We start from the raw sequence: 16,180 nt of genomic DNA, 5'->3' as shown, positions 1-16,180 counted from the left end.
GAGACAGCGGCCAGATGCGCATGTCGGTAGGAGTGGGCCCGCGGACGCAGCAATTCGCTACGCGCTCCTCTCTGCGCGGCGTCCGGCGGCCGTCTGGGGTTGGGCATAGGCCGCCCACGACCGGCAGGAGCCGGCCTGGGATGCGACTGCGGGTTGTTTGTACCGTTTTGGCGCCCGGTTGAGGCGTGAATGGGTGCTTGTCGGAGTGAGAGGTTGAGAAATCCGGCGTCAGGCTCCGTCTGGCCCGCTTTTCGCTCCCAACTGCGTGCAGACGCGCGAAATCCCGTCCCCGGAGGCGTCTGGGCGGCTTATGTCCAGCCCCAGACGGCCGCCGGACGCCGGAGGTGAGGAGCGCGTAGCGATCTGGGGCGCCTGCGGGCCCGCTCCTACCGGCAGGGGCATCTGGCCGCTGTCTGGTGCGGGTTGACCTTCCTGGGTCCGGAAAGTGCTCCCTATGGGCCCTTCACGGGGGCGTTCCCCTCCCCGCGGCCCCGTCGCTGGCCAGACTCGGTGGTCCCGGGGCGTGGGGTGCGGATGGACAGGGGCGCGAAGCGACGCGACGACGAAGGAGGAGCGCCCTTGAGGGACCGGCACGACACGGAAGGACAGTGGACTGACGGGACGCCCCCGGACACACCTCCGACACCGCTCACACAGACCCCGCCCTTCAGGCCCCGGCCGGCCTTACCGGCGCCGAGTGCACGGCCCCCGCCGCCCGCACGTTCCGCCGGCTTTCCCGCCGCCGGGTGTGTGGCCCCCGGGTGCTCTGCGTCCCGTCCCGCCTTCCGCCGCCGGGTGTGTACCCCGGCCACTTGACGTCACGACCGGCATTCCCGCCGCCGAGTACGCGCCCCCGCCGCCCGGCGTCCCGTGCCACACCCCGGCCCCGAGCGGGCACACCCGCTCACCCCCGCCCCAGGATCACCGTCCCCGACGAGCAGAACCAGCCGCCCGTGCCCGATGCCAGGGCCACCTCCGGGAGGTTGCCGTTGCGCTTCGTGACCTGGCGGGCCGGGCCGGCCTCGCCGCGGAGTTGGCGGACCGCTTCGACCAGCAGGAACAGGCCGCGCATGCCCGGGTGGCAGGCCGAGAGGCCGCCGCCGTCGGTGTTGACCGGCAGTTCCCCGTCCCGTAGGAGGCGGCCCTTCTCCACGAAGGCTCCGCCCTCTCCCTTCGCGCAGAAGCCGAGGTCCTCGAGGGTGACCAGGGTCATGTACGTGAAGGCGTCGTAGATCTCCGCGAGGTCGACATCCGCCGGAGTCACCCCCGCCCGCTCGAACGCCATGCGACCCGAGACCGCCGCCGGGGAGACGGTGAAGTCCTCCCACTCCGACATCGTGGTGTGGGATACGGACGTGCCCGTGCCCAGGATCCACACCGGGGACTTGGCGGTGTCCGGCACGTAGTCCTCCGCCGCCAGCAGCACCGCGCAGCCGCCGTCCGAGCGGATGCAGCAGTGCAGCTTCGTGAAGGGGTCCGCGATCATCTCGCCGGACAGGACGTCGTCCACCGTGATCGGGTCGCGGAACATCGCGTCCGGGTTGGTCGCCGCGTTCGCCCGGGCCTGGACGGCCACCGAGGCGAGCTGCTCGAGCGTCGTCCCGTACTCGTGCATGTGGCGGCGCGCCGCCATCGCGTACTTGGAGATCAGCGTGTGTCCGTACGGGACCTCGAACTGCAGCGGCCCCCGCGTCCCGAACGAGAGGTTCGAGGTGCGCCGCCGGGCCTTGATGTCGGCCCGCGCCGTCGAGCCGTAGACCAGGAGCACGGCGTTGGCGTGGCCGGCCGCTATCGCGTCCGCCGCGTGCGCCGCCATGACCTCCCAGGTCGAGCCGCCCACCGAGGTGGAGTCGACCCAGGTGGGGCGCAGCCCCAGGTACTCGGCCACCTCGACCGGCGCGAGGATGCCGAGGCCGGCCGAGGCGAAGCCGTCGACGACGGAGCGGTCCAGGCCGGAGTCGGCCAGTGCCCGCCGGGCGGCCTGCGCGTGCAGGGCGTACGGGGTGGGGCCGTCCACCCGGCCGCAGTCCGAGAGGGCGACGCCGACGACGGCGACCCGGCGGCGTCCGTTGCGAGGTTCAGGCGTGGGTCCAGGCATGCACCCGACCGTACATCTGACGTATCGTCAGTTTCTAGTGCACGCAATCCGGTCCCGCTCCGATCTCCTTCCGGTCCCCCTTCGACACCCGGCCTCCCCGCCCCCTGTGCATCTGCCGCCGCCCGCCCTAACATGACGGCCCGTCAGATACGGGGAGGAGCCCGACGATGGATGCCGCCTTCACCGCGGAGCAGGACGAGATGCGCCGTACCCTGCGCGAGATCCTGGGCAAACGCTGCGGCCCGGACGAGGTCAAAGCCGCCGTCCGCACCGCCGCCGGACACGACCGCGAGCTGTGGCAGCAGCTCTCCGCGCAGCTCGGCCTGCCGGGCATCGCCGTCGCCGAGGAGTACGGGGGCGTCGGCTGCGCCCCCGCCGATCTGGCCCTGGCCTGCGAGGAGACCGGGCGGGCGCTGCTGCCCTCGCCGCTGCTGGCCACCGCCGGGCTCGCCGTACCGCTGATCACCGCCCTCGGCACCACGGCCCAGCGCTCCGCGCTGCTCCCGCCGCTCGCCGTCGGCGGGCTCACCGCGGCCCTCGCCGTCCCCGGTCCGGCGCTGTCCACCGCCCTCGCCCTGACCGGCGACAACGCCCCCGGGGAGTGGGCCGGCGGGGGCCGGGCCGGAGGGGTCCAGGCCAAGGCCGGCGAGGACGGCGGCTGGCGGCTGTACGGGGAGGTTGCGCAGGTGCTCGACGGGCACAGTGCCTCCCTGCTGCTGGTCGCCGCGCACACCGGCGGGTTCGCCCGGAGCCGGACCCTGCTGTTCCTCGTACGGGAGGACGCCCCCGGGCTCGTCCGGTCGCGGCAGGTCACCCTGGACGAGACCCGGCCGCAGTCCCACATCCAACTGCGCGACAGCCCGGCCGAGTTGCTCGGCGCCGACGGCGACAACACCACCGACGACGGCGTCCTCGCCGCGCTCGCCGCCACCGGGCGCACCGCTGCCGCCGTCCTCGCCGCCGAGGCGGTCGGCGCGGCCGGGCAGGCACTGGCCCGCACGGTGGAGTACGTACGCCAGCGCGAGCAGTTCGGCCGGCCCGTCGGCTCGTTCCAGGCGGTCAAGCACCGCCTCGCCGACCTCTACGTGCACGTCCAGGCCGCCCGTTCGGCGGCCTACTACGCCGCCTGGGATCCCCGGCAGGGCGGCCTCGCCCTCGCCCAGGCCCTGGAGGCCCTGCGGGTGACGTCCGGCGAGGCGATCCAGCTGCACGGCGGCATCGGCTTCACGTGGGAGCACGACGCACACCTGTACTTCAAGCGGGCTGCGGCCGACGAGCTGCTGTTCGGCCCGGTCCACCGGCTGCGCGCGCACGCCGCCCACCGCGCCGGCCTGTTCACCACCCCACAAGAGAAGGTGGCCGTCTGATGGCAAGGGCAGCCGGCGTCAAGCTGATGCAGAAGGTCTCCTCGACCACGCTGTTCGCCAAGATCGCACCGCACTTCATCCCCGCCATGGACAAGGCCGTGCACAAGCTGACCCGCGGCAAGGTCATGCTCAGCGCCCAGATGCTGCCCGGCGTGATCCTGACCGCCAAGGGCGCGAAGACGGGCGAACCGCGCACCACGCCGCTCGCCTGCATGCCGGAGGAGGGAGGGGCCGGCTGGCTCCTCATCGGCTCCAACTTCGGCCGCCCCGGGCACCCGGCGTGGACCGGGAACCTGCTCAAGAACCCTGATGCGGAAGTGAGTTGGAAGGGCCAGGACATCGCCGTACGGGCCCGGCTGCTTGAGGGCGAGGAGCGCGCGGCGGCGTGGCAGGCCGTACTGAGGTTCTGGCCGCCGTACGCGACGTACCAGGCGCGCATCGAGCGCGAGATCCGGCTGTTCCGTCTGGAGCGTCGCTGATCGCAGGCGGGGGGGAGGGCGGCGGACCCCGGGGAGGGTCCGCCGTTACTTGGTCGGCTTCTTGCCCGTGATGCCCAGGTGGACGAGCAGTGCCAGGTTCGGCTTGAGCTCGGCCTGCTTGACGCCCCAGGTCTGGAAGCCCTTCTGGTGCGAGGCCACCGCGGCCAGCATCGCGACCAGTGAACCCGCCATCGCCGCCGGGCTGAGGTCCTTGTCGACCTTGCCCTTGGCCTGGAGTTCCTTCATCGACTCCGTGAGGGAGTTGGTGACGGAGTTCAGGATCTTCATGCGGATCTTGTAGAAGCGCTTGTCGCCCTCGGCCGCTCCGAGGTCGACGACCCGCAGGATCGCGTCGTTGCGCCGCCAGAAGTCCAGGAATCCCTCGACGAGTTCCTCGGCGGTCTGCCAGCCGGCCTTGCCGACCCAGTTGCGGCCCTCGACGAGCGCCGTCAACTGCGCGCCCTCCGTGGCCATTTGCTCGGCGATCTCCAGGACGGCGCCCTCGACGTCCGGGAAGTACTGGTAGAAGGTCGCGGGGGAGGTGCCGGCCTTGCGCGCGACGTCGATCACCTTGACGTCGCGGTACGGCGAGGAGCTGAGCATCTCGCTGAGGCAGTCGAGCAGCTTCTGCCGCGTCGCCTGACCGCGCCGGCCGGCAACGCGGCCGTCGACGGTGCGTACTTGTCCTGTCATGCCGTCAGCTTACCGAGGGGTGATCTGCGCGCGATTCGGCCGCCTGCAAATGGGGTTACGCGACACCTGGCCTGGGTGAAGCCCGCACCCCGGGCCCTCCCGGGGGACGGTTTCCGGTCGCAGCCCCGCCCGCCCGGAATCCGGGCGGGCGGGGCTGCGGGGAGGTGCCGGTTCCGGGTGCGTGGCGGGCGGATCCGGGGCGGATCCGGTGCGAAATCCGGGCGGACGCCCGTCCGGGTGACCCGCCCGCTTCCTCTCGGTATCCCCCGATTAGTCTTGTCAACAGGCTGTGGACAAGTTTTCGGGCAGATCATGGATGAGGGGCACGGGGCAAGGGCACGACGGAAGGAAACGGGCCATGGCCGCATTCGCGGAGGGCACACCCTGCTGGGTGGACGCCTCGCTTCCGGACGTCGAGGCGGGCAAGCGCTTCTACGGCGAGCTCTTCGGGTGGACCTTCGCCGGCAGCGCCGGCCCCGAGTACGGCGGCTACACCCAGGCCTACAGCCGCGGCCGCAACGTCGCCGCCCTCGCCCCCAAACCCGACGGCCGCATGCCCACCGTCTGGGGGATCTACCTCCACACCTCCGACGCCTACGCCTGCGCCGCCCGCATCCGCGCCTCCGGCGGCCAGATGGTCATGGACCCCCAGCCGGTGGGCCCGTACGGCGCCGCCGCGCTCGCCGCCGACCCCGGCGGGGCCGTCTTCGGCCTGTGGCAGCCCGGCACCCACGACGGCTTCGAGGCCCGGCAGGAGCCGTACACGTACTGCTGGAGCGAGCTCTACACGCGGGCCCGCGACGCGGTCGACGTGTTCTACGCCAACGTCTTCGGCTACGTCCCCGAGGACCAGGACGACGCGGGCACGGGCGTCGAGTACCGCCTGTGGTCCCCGCCCGGCAGCCGGCCCGGCGCGGAGACCGCCGTGATGGGGCGCAGCCTGATCACGGACGCGTTCCCGGAGATCATGCCGGCGCACTTCCTCGTGTACTTCGCCGTCCCGGACTGCGACGAGTCCGTCGCGACGGTGAAGCGGCTCGGCGGCCGCGTCACCGCCGACCCCTTCGACACGCCGTACGGGCGGATCGCGGTCGTCGCCGACAACCAGGGCGCGGTGTTCGCGCTGCTCTCGGAGACCCGTTCCGGGGCGATGGAGTAGCAGCCCCCGTACGGGACCGCCGTACGGGACCGCCGGGCGGCCGGGCCGCCCCCGTGTCGTACGCGGAGCGCCCGTACGTCTGCCGTCCGTCGTCCGTCCGCCGTACGTCGGGCCGCCCCGCCCGGACTGTGACGACACGGCTCCGGCGCGGGCCTGACAGAATCGGGGTTGCGCGACCCCGGGCGGCGCCCGGAGTGAGACGCTGCACGGGGCCGACCGCCGTGCCGGCGCGCGTGCAGGAGGAAACGGGCCCGGCAAGGGCCCGTACGGGGATTGTGAGGCGAGTGGTGGAGCAGCTGACGCAGCACGACCCGAGACGGATCGGCCCCTTCGAGGTGCTGGGACGGCTCGGCGCCGGCGGCATGGGGCTGGTCTATCTCGCGCGGTCGGCATCCGGACGCCGGGTGGCGATCAAGACGGTGCGCACCGAGCTCGCCGAGGACCAGCTGTTCCGGGTCCGCTTCACCCGTGAGGTGGAGGCGGCGCGCGCCGTGTCCGGGTTCTACACCGCGGCCGTGGTCGACGCCGATCCGCGGGCCGCCGTGCCGTGGCTGGCGACCGCGTACGTCCCGGCGCCCTCCCTGGAAGAGATCGTCAACGAGTGCGGGCCGATGCCCGCCCAGGCCGTACGGTGGCTCGCCGCCGGCATCGCCGAGGCCCTGCAGTCCATCCACGGCGCCGGCCTCGTCCACCGCGACCTGAAGCCGTCCAACGTGCTCGTCGTCGAGGACGGCCCGCGCGTGATCGACTTCGGCATCGCGAGCGGCGTCTCGAACACCCGCCTGACCATGACGAACGTCGCCGTCGGCACACCCGCGTACATGTCGCCCGAGCAGGCGAAGGACTCGCGCAGCGTCAAGGGCGCCAGCGACGTCTTCTCGCTCGGGTCGACCCTGGTCTTCGCCGCGACCGGGCATCCGCCGTACCACGGGGCCAACCCGGTGGAGACGGTGTTCATGCTGCTGCGCGACGAGCCCAACCTGGAGGGGCTCCCGGACGAGCTGCGGCCGCTGATCGACTCCTGCATGCAGATGGACGCCACCCACCGCCCGACCCCGGCCGACCTGCAGGCGCAGCTCGCCCCGCACCTCTTCGACGGCGGCGACGACAGCGGTACCGCCTCGGCGTGGCTGCCGGGCCGGGCCGTCGCGATGATCGAGGCCCGGCGGGCGGGGCAGCGTACGGCGGCCGCGCCCGTCCCGGCGCCCGGCCGCCCTGCCGGGCGGGCCGCCGAGGCCGGCACGCACCGCCGGGAGCCGCGCGGCGACGCCGACGCGTGGGTCGACCCGCGGACCGGCCAGGCCCTCCCGCAGCGCCCTCAGCACCCGCCGAGGCCGACGTCCCCCGCGCCGTCCCCGGCGCCCTCCGGCGAGCCGGTCCGCCTCGGGGGCTCCCCGGTGCCGATCGGGCCCGGGCCGCGCGCGAGCGCCTCGGCGCCCGCCGCGCACGCGTCCGCCCGCCGGGCGGTGTCGTGGTCGCCCCGCACCGCTCGGGCCCGGCCTCCTCCGCCGCGTCGGCCGTGGTGCCGTCGCCCGGCCCGGCCCCGGACAGCGGCCGCTGGCGCCCGTGGCGCTTCCGCATGTCGAACGAGGTCTGGGGGACCCCGACCGTCGCCGGAGACCTGCTCTACGTGACCTCCTTCGAGGTGCACGCCCTGGACGTGGCCAGCGGCCGGCGCCAGTTCAAGACCCGCGACGTCGCCTGGTCCATGGCCGTCGCGGACGGCCGCATCCACGCCTCCGACGGCCCCTCCCTCTACGCGCTCGACGCCTCCGACGGCTCCGAGCGCTGGCGCCTGAACACCGACGCCTGGGTGTACGCCCTGCGCGCCGACCGGGGCACGGTCCTCACATCCACGCGCGGGGGCGGCGTACAGGCCTGGGAGGCGTCCAGCGGCCAGAAGCTGTGGGAGCTGACCGGCGCCCAGAGCGACTTCGAGACCCCCGAGGCGGCCCCCGTCCTGCACGAGGGCACGGCGTACGTGTGGCAGGACGCGCGGCTGCGCGCCCTGGACGCCCGCAGCGGCCGCGAGGCCTGGTCGTACCCGGTCGGCGACGCGGCCTCCTGCGGCAACGTCCCGGTCCGGGTCACCCCGGCCCCGGACGGCAACGTCTACATCGCCGCCGGCACCCGCGTGCTGTCCGTGGACCGGGCCTCGGGCCGGGTCCGCTGGCACTTCGAGGCCCCCGCCGTCTTCCTGGCCGCCCCGGCCTTCGCACCCGGCGCGGCGGTCACGGGCGGCGGGGTCTACCTCGCCGACTACCTGGGCACCGTCTACGCCCTGGACGCGGCCACCGGCACCGACCGCTGGCGCATCGCCACCGAGCCGCGGCCCTCCTCGGACCCGGTGCTGGTCGCGAACGGCAACGTCCACCTGGGCGCGGGCAGCGCGCTGTACACCCTCGACGCGGTCACCGGCACCCCGAAGTGGCGGTTCGCCGCGGGCGGCGAGATCACCGGCCCGCCGGCTGTCGCGGACGGGCGCGTGCACTTCGGCTCCGCCGACCACTGCCTGTACACCCTGGACGCGGCGGGCGGCCAGCTGCGCTGGAAGCTGGCCACGGGAGGGGAGATCACGGGCGCCCCGGTGGCCGAGGCGGGCGTGGTCTACGCGTGCAGCAAGGACCGCTGCGTGTACGCCCTGGACGCCGCCAAGGGAACGGGGACCCGTACGGCCGGGTGAGGGGTTTCGGGGCCCTCCGGGTCGCGCGCAGCACCGGGAGTGACAGGATGGACCCCATGAGCAACGTTTACTTCGACATCAACATCGACGGCCAGCCCGCCGGCCGCATCGTCTTCAACCTCTTCGACGAGGTCGTTCCGAAGACCGCCCAGAACTTCCGCGAGCTGGCCACCGGCCAGCACGGGTTCGGCTACGCGGGCTCGCCGTTCCACCGCGTCATCCCGCAGTTCATGCTGCAGGGCGGCGACTTCACCAACCAGAACGGCACCGGCGGCAAGAGCATCTTCGGCGAGAAGTTCGCCGACGAGAACTTCCAGCTGAAGCACGACCGCCCGTACCTGCTGTCGATGGCGAACGCCGGCCGCAACACCAACGGGTCGCAGTTCTTCATCACCACCGTCGCCACCCCGTGGCTGGACGGCAAGCACGTCGTCTTCGGCGAGGTCGTCGAGGGCCAGGACATCGTGGACCAGGTCGAGAAGCTCGGCACCCCCTCGGGCGCCACTCGCGGCAAGATCGAGGTCGCGGCCTCGGGCGTCGTCGAGGCCTGATCCACCCCGCACCACCGCCGTACCGGCTGGTCGGCCCCGCCCCCTCACCGGGGGCCGGGGCCGCCGCCATGTCCGTGCCGGCGCAGCCACGCGTCAGGGCCGGCGCGCATCCGCCTCAGAGTCGGCGCAGGCATGCATCAGAGTTTGCGTACTCCGTGCCAGGACCAGCCCGCGCCGAGGACCGTCTTGCGCAGCGGGTCCTTCAGGTCCCTGGCGGTGTTCAGGCTGAACGACTCGACCTTCCGGCGGCGGCCTTCGGCGTCGCGCTCGAAGGTCCACTGCTTCTGCACGTGGCGGATCGGGCCGCGGCCGTGCTCGCGCTGGACGGTCCGGCCGGGCGGGCTGCCGGCCCGGGTCACCGCCCACTGCTCGTCCATGGCCCGTACCTCGTGCTCTGAGGGGAGCAGGCGCATCCACACCTTGAAGGTCCGCTCCACCTGCCGACGGCTCAGGCCCGTCCCGGTGGCGGGCTCCATGACCTTCCAGTCCGCCACCAGATCGGCGCCCCCGGCGCCCGCCTCGCGCACGCTGAACACCAGGCCCGTGCCGTTCAGCGCCAGCAGCGCGGCCCGCAGCTCCATGGTGGGGATCGCGGAGGCACCCGCGTCGGCCCGCACCGTGCCCATGTACCTGTCCCAGAGGCGGCCCATCGCTAGGCCCCTGCCCCGGTGTCGAGGCTGACCGTGCGCAGGAACTCCTGGAAGTCGCCCACGACGCCGTCCTCCTGCGCCGCGGTCGAGGTCAGGATCAGCCGGATCACCGCACGCCGGTGCGGGTCCTCGAGGTCCAGCACGGCCAGGTAGACGTGGGACTGGACGAGGTCGCGGCGCACGCCGCCCGCGACGGCCGACAGGGTCAGCCGCTGGGCCAGGCCCGGCGAGGCCTCGGAGCCGAGCTCGCGGCGGCTGGTCACCACCACCGACTCGGCGGCCTGGCGCACGCGGTCCACCGACTCCTCGGCCATGTCGGCCAGTGTCGCCCCGTCCGGCCGGAAGTCGCCGTCGATGGTGATGTTGGCGGTGAACCCGGCATCCGGCCGCTCGTGCAGCGCGATGAACGCCACGCCCAGAGCGCCCACTTCGTCCGGAGGGGCGGGTTTCCAGCCGTCGGGCAGGCTGAACTCGATCGGCACCGGCAGGGTCGTGGGCATTTCAGGCCCTCCTTCCACAGGGGGAGTACATCAGTCGGTCAGTCGAACCAGCTGGTGACTTCGTCCTTGGCGGAGCCGGCCGTGTCACCCACCCAGTCTGCAGCGTCGCCCGCGGCGTCCTTGACCTTGCCCAGGTCGACCGTGAACTCGGCGCCCACGGCGCCGCCGCCCCCGAGGGCGAGGCCCCCCTTGCCGCCGAAGTGGTACTTGCCGTCCTCCCCCTTGCCGAAGTCCCATTTGAATTCCGCGCCCACGCCCTCCCAGGCCTCGGCCGTGGCGCCGGCGCCGAGCCCGGCGACCTCCGTGCCCGCGGCGACGCTGGCCTTCTCGCCGGCGAACGCCTTGAAGTTGCCGTTCCAGCCCTTTTTGCTCAGCGTGGTGCTGGCGGAGGCCTCTGCGCCGGCGAATCCCTCGAAGCGCCCGTAGCCGCCGACGTAACCGTATTCGGCGCGCCCCTCCAGCATGGCCCGGATGCCCACGGACGCCTCCGCCTTGGCGGTGAGGCCCTTGTCGGTGAAGCCGTAGTTCGCCGTGGCCCTGGCCCCCACGTATATGTCGTCGAGCCCGGAGAGCGTGAGCGACCCGTTCTTGTACTCACCTTGGTACGTCATGTGGGCGAGGTCGGCGTAGAGCTTGATCGACCCCTCCTTGCCGTACTTGGTGCCGCTGAGCTTCATGCCGGCGTCGGGTCCGGTGAAGGTGAAGCCGTCGTCCCCCTTGGGCCTGAACGGGGAATCGGGGAGCTTCTTGGGGGCCTTGTCCAGGTCGCCCTCGGCGTAGCGGTTGAACCCGGTGAGCGATTCGTCGTCGCCCTTGCCCAAGGCGTCCCGGTTGCTGTCGATGACGGCGACGCTGAGGGCGGTCTTGACGTTCTGGTCGAGCTCGGAGACGGCCTTCACCCGGTCGTCGATGTGCTGCTGCCACTTGCCGACGGCTTCGCCGATCGTCTTCTGGCCGTCGGGGTCGTGGTGGTAGGCGCTGCGCTCGGCGGGCGTGAGCTTCGCGTAGTCGAACGCGACGCGTCCCTGCTCGGAGACGGTCATGCCGGCGGCTATCGCGTCGTCGCGCGCGCTCTCCAGCTTCTTCTTCAGGTCGGTGAACTTCTCGTGCGCGTCGCGCAGCAGGCTCCCGATCGCCTTGGCCTGGGCCTGGGCGGCGGTGTACTCGTAGCGGGTCGCCGCGAAGTTCGTACGGGCGGTCTGCTGGCTGACACCGTTCCAGGTCTCACCGCCGAGCGTGATCTTCTGCACGGAGTCGGCGTAGCGGGTCTCGACCTTCTTCAGCTCTCCCGCCATCTCCTCCCATTTGGCGGCGGCCGTCGTCAGCAGGCCCAGGTCCGTGGTCATGACTTCGTAGTAGGTCAGCACCGGATCCCCTCACAGCTTCTACAGCGTCTTCACCTTCGACTGCGCCGCAAGGAACCGGACATGGTGCGCCTCCCCGTTGGCCAGCTTTGATCATATGCATGGCAACTGTGGACAGGCCAAGCGCCGGGTGGGCCCTCACGTTTCCTGCACGTGGTACGCCCTGCAGCCCCGTGTCCCGGCGCGCACGGCGGTGGTAGCGTGGCCCGCCGTCGTCAGGGGAGGGGATCGGGCCATGGTGGCTGGACGTCGTATCAGGTTCACCGCGGTACTGGTCGCCGTCGTCTTCGCGCTCACGGGCTTCTCGTCCGGCGGACACGGCGGGCACGGCGGGAAGAGCAAGAGCAAGGGCAGCGGCGGCGGGTGCTCCAGCTCGAAGAAGAAGAGCAGCTACAACAGCAACAACAGCAACAACAACAGCAACGGCGGCGGGAAGTCGACGCCGTCGCCCAGCAGGAGCGCCGGCCCGCCCGCGCACGCCCAGGTCGTCGACTGCGCCGGACCCGGCAGCCCGAAGGCCGTCCTCAGGGTGACCTCCGACGTGGACGGGCAACGCACGGTCGACGTCCCGCTGACCTTCGAGGGCGCGAACGGCGTCGTCGACCGGACCTCCGTCCGCGTCACGCTCAAGGCCCGCGAGACCCAGACCGTCACCGCCCCGATGGTCCACGACGACAAGGCCGCGGACGTGAAGACCTGCGTCGTCGGCCGGATCGACTAGCCGCCGGCGCGACCGACGCGGCCGGCCCGGCCGGGGCCGCCGGCGCCGCTCAGCGCACCCGCGGTTCCGGGGCGGCCGCCCGGCGGCCGGCGAACAGGTCCGCCTGCCGCTCCGGGGGGAGGTTCCCCAGCGAGATCAGCGCCGGGGCCTGGGCCAGTGCCTGCTGCAGCGCCGCCTGCTTCGCCGACCACAGGGCCCGTACGGTGCCCTGCACCGCCTCCGTCGGATACCCGGCCAGGGTCTGCGCCGCCCGCAGCGCCGCCGGGAGCAGCTCCTCGGGCGCCGTCAGCTCCGAGACCAGGCCGATCTCGTACGCCCGCTGGGCGGAGAGCCGCTCGGCCGTCCCCATCAGCGACATCCGGGCGGCCTCCCCGAACGGCATCCGCTGCGCCATGTACACGGCCTCGTACGCGCTGACCATCCCGTACGTCGTGTGCGGGTCGAAGTACGTCGCGCTCCGGGAGGAGACGATGAACTCCGACTCGCCCAGCAGGTAGAAGGCCCCGCCGCACGCCATGCCGTTGACGGCGGCGACCACCGGCTTCCACAGGTCGTTCGCCTTCGGGCCGACGGACAGCAGCGGGTCGTCGACCGAGTAGGGGGAGGCGGGCTGCGGTACGGAGACGCCGCGGTCGATGCCCGTGCAGAACGCCGCCGGGCCGGCCCCCGTCAGCACCACCGCGCGGACATCCTGCGCGTGACGGAACTCCCGCCACACCCCGGCCAGTTCGGCGGCCGTCGCCAGGTCGATCGCATTGTGCTTCTGCTCCCGGTCCAGAGTGACGACCGCGACCCCGCCCGCTTCGTCCCGCTCCACCCGTACCGTCACGACTTCTCCAGTACCCAGCGCGGCACGGTCATCCCGCCCGTCTCGGTGAACACCACCTGCACCCGGGCGCCGATGCGCAGCCGGCCAGGGTCCACCGAGTTCAGCGGGGCGTCGGGGGAGGCGACCAGATTTCCGGCGAGGCGGATGTGCGGGGCGTCGGCGAGCTCCACGAGGACCACGTTGTACGGGGCCTGCGCGGCGTACGCGGGGAGCAGCGGCGGGTGGGGCCGTACGTAGGACCAGATGCGGCCGCGGCCGCTCATCGGCAGCCACGCGGAGTCGAACGACTGGCAGTGCGGGCAGCAGGGTCGGGGCGGGAAGCGGAGCCGGCCGCACGCGGTGCAGGCCTGGACGCGGAGTTCGCCCTGGGCGGCGTACTCCCAGAAGGGGGCTCCGTCCTCGTCGGGGACGGGCAGGAGCAGCTGGTCGGCGGGGGTCGGGGCAGGCGCGGGGGGAGGGGAAGGGGCGGGGTCCGTGGCCGGAGGCGTCGCCGGTGCCGGGGTCGTCGTCATGGTCGCTCGCTCCTCAGGCTCGCAGCAGGATCGCGGACGTCGGGACACCCTCGCCCGCTGTCACCAGGCAGGTCGCGGCGTCCGGCACCTGGGCGGTGGAGACGCCCCGCAGCTGCTTGACGCCCTCGTTGATCAGGTTGAAGCCGTGCACGTACGCCTCGGACAGGCCGCCGCCCCCGGTGTTGATCGGCAGCCGGCCGCCGATCTCCAGGGCCCCGCCCTCGGTGAACGCGGCGCCCTCGCCGCGCCCGCAGAAGCCGTAGCCCTCCAGGGACAGCGGGATCAGCGGGGTGAAGGCGTCATAGATCTGGGCCACGTCCACGTCCTGCGGCCCGAAGTCGGCCTGCTTCCACAGGTGCCGGGCGGCGGTCCAGGCGGGGCCGCACAGCGGGTCGTCGTTCCAGTAGTTGACCATGCCGTGGTGCTGGGCGGGCAGCCCCTGGGCGACGGAGTGGACGTACACGGGCTTCTGGCGGCAGTCGCGGGCCCGCTCGGCGGAAACGATCACGCAGGCCAGCGCCCCGTCGGTCTCCAGGCAGTTGTCGAAGAGACACAGCGGGTCGCTGATCATGCGGGAGGTCATGTACATCTCGCGGGTCAGCGGGCGTTCGTACATCATCGCGGCCGGGTTCTCGTTGGCCCGGTTGCGGCAGGCCATGGCCACGTTGAAGAGGTGGTCGCGGGTGGCGCCGTACTCGTGCATGTAGCGGCGGGCCAGCATGCCGATCTCGTCGGCGGGCCGCAGCAGCCCGAAGGGGCGGGTCCACTGGCCGGGGGTGGGCAGCTGGACGGCGGTGTTCTTCCAGGGGCGCGGGCCGGAGCCGCGTTTGCGCGAGCGCCAGGCGACGCCGACGCCCGCCTGCCCGGTCGCGACGGCGGCCGCGAGGTGGCCGACGGTGGCGCAGGAACCGCCGCCGCCGTAACCGATCTTGGAGAAGAAGGTGACGTCGCCGGCGCCGATGGCTTTCGCCACCTCGACCTCGTCGGTCTCCTCCATCGTGTACGAGGAGAAGGCATCGACTTCGGAGGGCTCTATTCCGGCGTCCGCGAGTGCGGCGAGGATCGCCCGGCAGGCCAATTCCTTCTCGGACTGGGGGAGCCGTTTGGCAAAGGCGCTCTGGCCGATCCCGACTATCGCCGTAGCGTCCTTGAGTGTTGCCGCCATCGCCACCTCCGGGGCTGCACCAGTACTGACAGCCGCGAAGGCTACAGCTAATCTGACGGATAGTCAGCTACTGGGAGGGGTGTGCGATGAGCGAAGACGTCCGGGGGGATCTGCGCTGGGGCAGCATCGCGGGACTGGTGTGCGCCGCGGCCGGGCAGTACGCCGACCGCGAGGCCGTCGTCGACGGGCGCGTCCGCATCAGCTACGCGCAGCTCGGCGAGCGCGTGGAGCGCGCCGCGGCCGCGGCCATCGCCGCCGGTATCGAGCCGGGGGACCGCGTTGCCGTCTGGGCCCCCAACACCCTGGAGTGGATCGTCTCCGCACTCGGCGCCGTCTCGGCGGGCGCCGTCCTCGTCCCCCTCAACACCCGTTTCAAGGGCTCGGAGGCCACGTACGTCCTGCGGCGCAGCCGGGCCAGGCTCCTGTTCGTCACCGGCACCTTCCTCGGCACCTCGTACGTCGCCTCCCTGCGCCGGGCCGCCTCCGAAGGGGACGGCAGCCGCGGCCCGCTGCCCGGGCTGCCGCACCTCGAACAGGTCGTCGTCCTCGCCGAGGACGCACCCCAGGACTTCCGGACCTGGAAGGACTTCCTGGCCGGCGGGGACGGCGTCGGCGCCGGGACCGTGCGCGAGCGCGCCGAGTCGATCCGCCCCGAGGCCCCCTCCGACATCATCTTCACCTCCGGCACCACCGGCAGCCCCAAGGGCGCCGTCATCACCCACGCCCAGTCCCTGCGCTGCTACGCCGTCTGGAGCGAGCTCGCCGGCCTGCGCGAGGGCGACCGCTACCTGATCGTGAACCCCTTCTTCCACACCTTCGGCTACAAGGCCGGCATCATCGCCTGCCTCATGCGCGGGGCCACGATGGTCCCGCAGCCCGTCTTCAACGTGGACACCGTCCTCGCCAACATCGCCGCCGAGCGGATCTCCGTACTCCCCGGCCCGCCCACCCTCCACCAGTCCCTCCTCGACCACCCCCAGCGCGACCACCACGACCTCTCCGCCCTCCGCCTGGTCGTCACCGGCGCCGCCGTCGTCCCGCTCCAGCTCGTCGAGCGGCTGCGCGGCGAACTGCACATCTCCACCGTGCTCACCGCGTACGGGCTCTCCGAGGCCAGCGGCATCGTCACGATGTGCCGCCGCGGCGACCCGGCCGAGGTCATCGCCTCGACCTCGGGGCGGGCCATCCCGGACACCCAGGTGAAGATCGCCGACCAGCACGGATACGCCCAGATCGCCGGGACGGCGGGCGAGGTGTGGGTCCGCGGCCACCACGTCATGCAGGGCTACTTCGAGGACCCGGCCGAGACAGCCGCGGCCGTCACCCCGGACGGCTGGCTGCGCACCGGCGACGTCGGGGTCCTCGACACCGACGGCAACCTGCGCATCACCGACCGGATCAAGGACATG

The 16,180-nt window shown here is 72.6% G+C and carries 14 protein-coding genes and 1 pseudogene; 7 read left to right on the top strand and 8 right to left on the bottom strand.

Annotated features, from left to right (window positions below; translation table 11 throughout):
• Positions 1–904 precede the first annotated feature (904 nt).
• Complete coding sequence (locus tag IF09_RS0138615) at positions 905–2,098, bottom strand: thiolase C-terminal domain-containing protein (RefSeq protein ID WP_030304104.1); 1,194 nt, start codon at positions 2,096–2,098, stop codon at positions 905–907.
• Between the two features lie 167 nt (positions 2,099–2,265).
• Between IF09_RS0138615 and IF09_RS0138610 the strand changes: the two genes are divergently transcribed.
• The gene (locus IF09_RS0138610; RefSeq protein WP_030304103.1) at positions 2,266–3,465 is read left to right on the top strand and encodes an acyl-CoA dehydrogenase family protein; all 1,200 of its coding nucleotides are present in this window, start codon (positions 2,266–2,268) and stop codon (positions 3,463–3,465) included.
• Positions 3,465–3,944, top strand: coding sequence for a nitroreductase family deazaflavin-dependent oxidoreductase (locus tag IF09_RS0138605; protein ID WP_030304101.1), 480 nt, complete (start codon positions 3,465–3,467; stop codon positions 3,942–3,944). Before IF09_RS0138610 ends, IF09_RS0138605 begins: the two co-directional genes overlap by 1 nt.
• 45 nt (positions 3,945–3,989) lie before the next feature.
• Here IF09_RS0138605 and IF09_RS0138600 read toward each other — a convergent pair whose 3' ends face one another.
• Positions 3,990–4,637, bottom strand: coding sequence for a TetR family transcriptional regulator (locus IF09_RS0138600; RefSeq protein ID WP_030304099.1), 648 nt, complete (start codon positions 4,635–4,637; stop codon positions 3,990–3,992).
• 358 nt (positions 4,638–4,995) lie between these two features.
• On the opposite strand from IF09_RS0138600, the gene IF09_RS0138595 reads away from it, so the two are divergent.
• The 3 genes and pseudogenes from IF09_RS0138595 (at position 4,996) to IF09_RS0138585 (ending at position 9,030) form a co-directional block, all read left to right on the top strand.
• Positions 4,996–5,796: a VOC family protein gene (locus IF09_RS0138595; protein WP_030304097.1), complete on the top strand. Its 801-nt coding sequence runs from the start codon at positions 4,996–4,998 to the stop codon at positions 5,794–5,796.
• Between the two features lie 284 nt (positions 5,797–6,080).
• Positions 6,081–8,479, top strand: a pseudogene (locus IF09_RS41345) (serine/threonine-protein kinase).
• Between the two features lie 56 nt (positions 8,480–8,535).
• Positions 8,536–9,030, top strand: a complete 495-nt coding sequence (locus tag IF09_RS0138585; protein WP_030304095.1) for a peptidylprolyl isomerase — start codon at positions 8,536–8,538, stop codon at positions 9,028–9,030.
• Between the two features lie 137 nt (positions 9,031–9,167).
• Here IF09_RS0138585 and IF09_RS0138580 read toward each other — a convergent pair whose 3' ends face one another.
• Genes IF09_RS0138580 through IF09_RS0138570 form a run of 3 tightly spaced genes read right to left on the bottom strand, consistent with a single transcriptional unit; the run spans position 9,168 to position 11,526 of the window.
• Positions 9,168–9,680, bottom strand: coding sequence for a hypothetical protein (locus IF09_RS0138580; RefSeq protein WP_030304093.1), 513 nt, complete (start codon positions 9,678–9,680; stop codon positions 9,168–9,170).
• A gap of 2 nt (positions 9,681–9,682) precedes the next feature.
• Positions 9,683–10,180, bottom strand: coding sequence for a hypothetical protein (locus tag IF09_RS0138575; protein WP_030304091.1), 498 nt, complete (start codon positions 10,178–10,180; stop codon positions 9,683–9,685).
• A gap of 38 nt (positions 10,181–10,218) precedes the next feature.
• Complete coding sequence (locus IF09_RS0138570; RefSeq protein ID WP_037637178.1) at positions 10,219–11,526, bottom strand: hypothetical protein; 1,308 nt, start codon at positions 11,524–11,526, stop codon at positions 10,219–10,221.
• Between the two features lie 253 nt (positions 11,527–11,779).
• Here IF09_RS0138570 and IF09_RS0138565 point away from each other — a divergent pair, with 253 nt between their 5' ends.
• Positions 11,780–12,265, top strand: a complete 486-nt coding sequence (locus tag IF09_RS0138565; protein ID WP_030304088.1) for a hypothetical protein — start codon at positions 11,780–11,782, stop codon at positions 12,263–12,265.
• 49 nt (positions 12,266–12,314) lie between these two features.
• Here IF09_RS0138565 and IF09_RS0138560 read toward each other — a convergent pair whose 3' ends face one another.
• The 3 genes from IF09_RS0138560 to IF09_RS0138550 all read right to left on the bottom strand — a co-directional run bounded on the left by IF09_RS0138560 (position 12,315) and on the right by IF09_RS0138550 (position 14,771).
• Positions 12,315–13,094, bottom strand: a complete 780-nt coding sequence (locus IF09_RS0138560) for an enoyl-CoA hydratase/isomerase family protein (protein ID WP_030304086.1) — start codon at positions 13,092–13,094, stop codon at positions 12,315–12,317.
• A complete protein-coding gene (locus IF09_RS0138555) occupies positions 13,091–13,516 on the bottom strand; it encodes a Zn-ribbon domain-containing OB-fold protein (protein ID WP_030304085.1) in 426 nt (141 codons plus the stop codon). The genes IF09_RS0138560 and IF09_RS0138555 overlap by 4 nt, the downstream gene beginning before the upstream one ends.
• 103 nt (positions 13,517–13,619) lie before the next feature.
• Positions 13,620–14,771, bottom strand: coding sequence for a lipid-transfer protein (locus IF09_RS0138550; RefSeq protein WP_030304082.1), 1,152 nt, complete (start codon positions 14,769–14,771; stop codon positions 13,620–13,622).
• Positions 14,772–14,857: 86 nt separating this feature from the next.
• Here IF09_RS0138550 and IF09_RS0138545 point away from each other — a divergent pair.
• Positions 14,858–16,180: AMP-binding protein (locus tag IF09_RS0138545; protein ID WP_030304078.1), on the top strand; the 1,323-nt coding region annotated here is incomplete at its 3' end.

The sequence above is a fragment of the Streptomyces katrae genome (assembly GCF_000717655.1).
GTDB lineage: Bacteria > Actinomycetota > Actinomycetes > Streptomycetales > Streptomycetaceae > Streptomyces > Streptomyces katrae_B.
The sequence above is the reverse complement of the archived record's forward strand: the minus strand, read 5'-3'. Positions and strand labels throughout refer to the sequence as shown.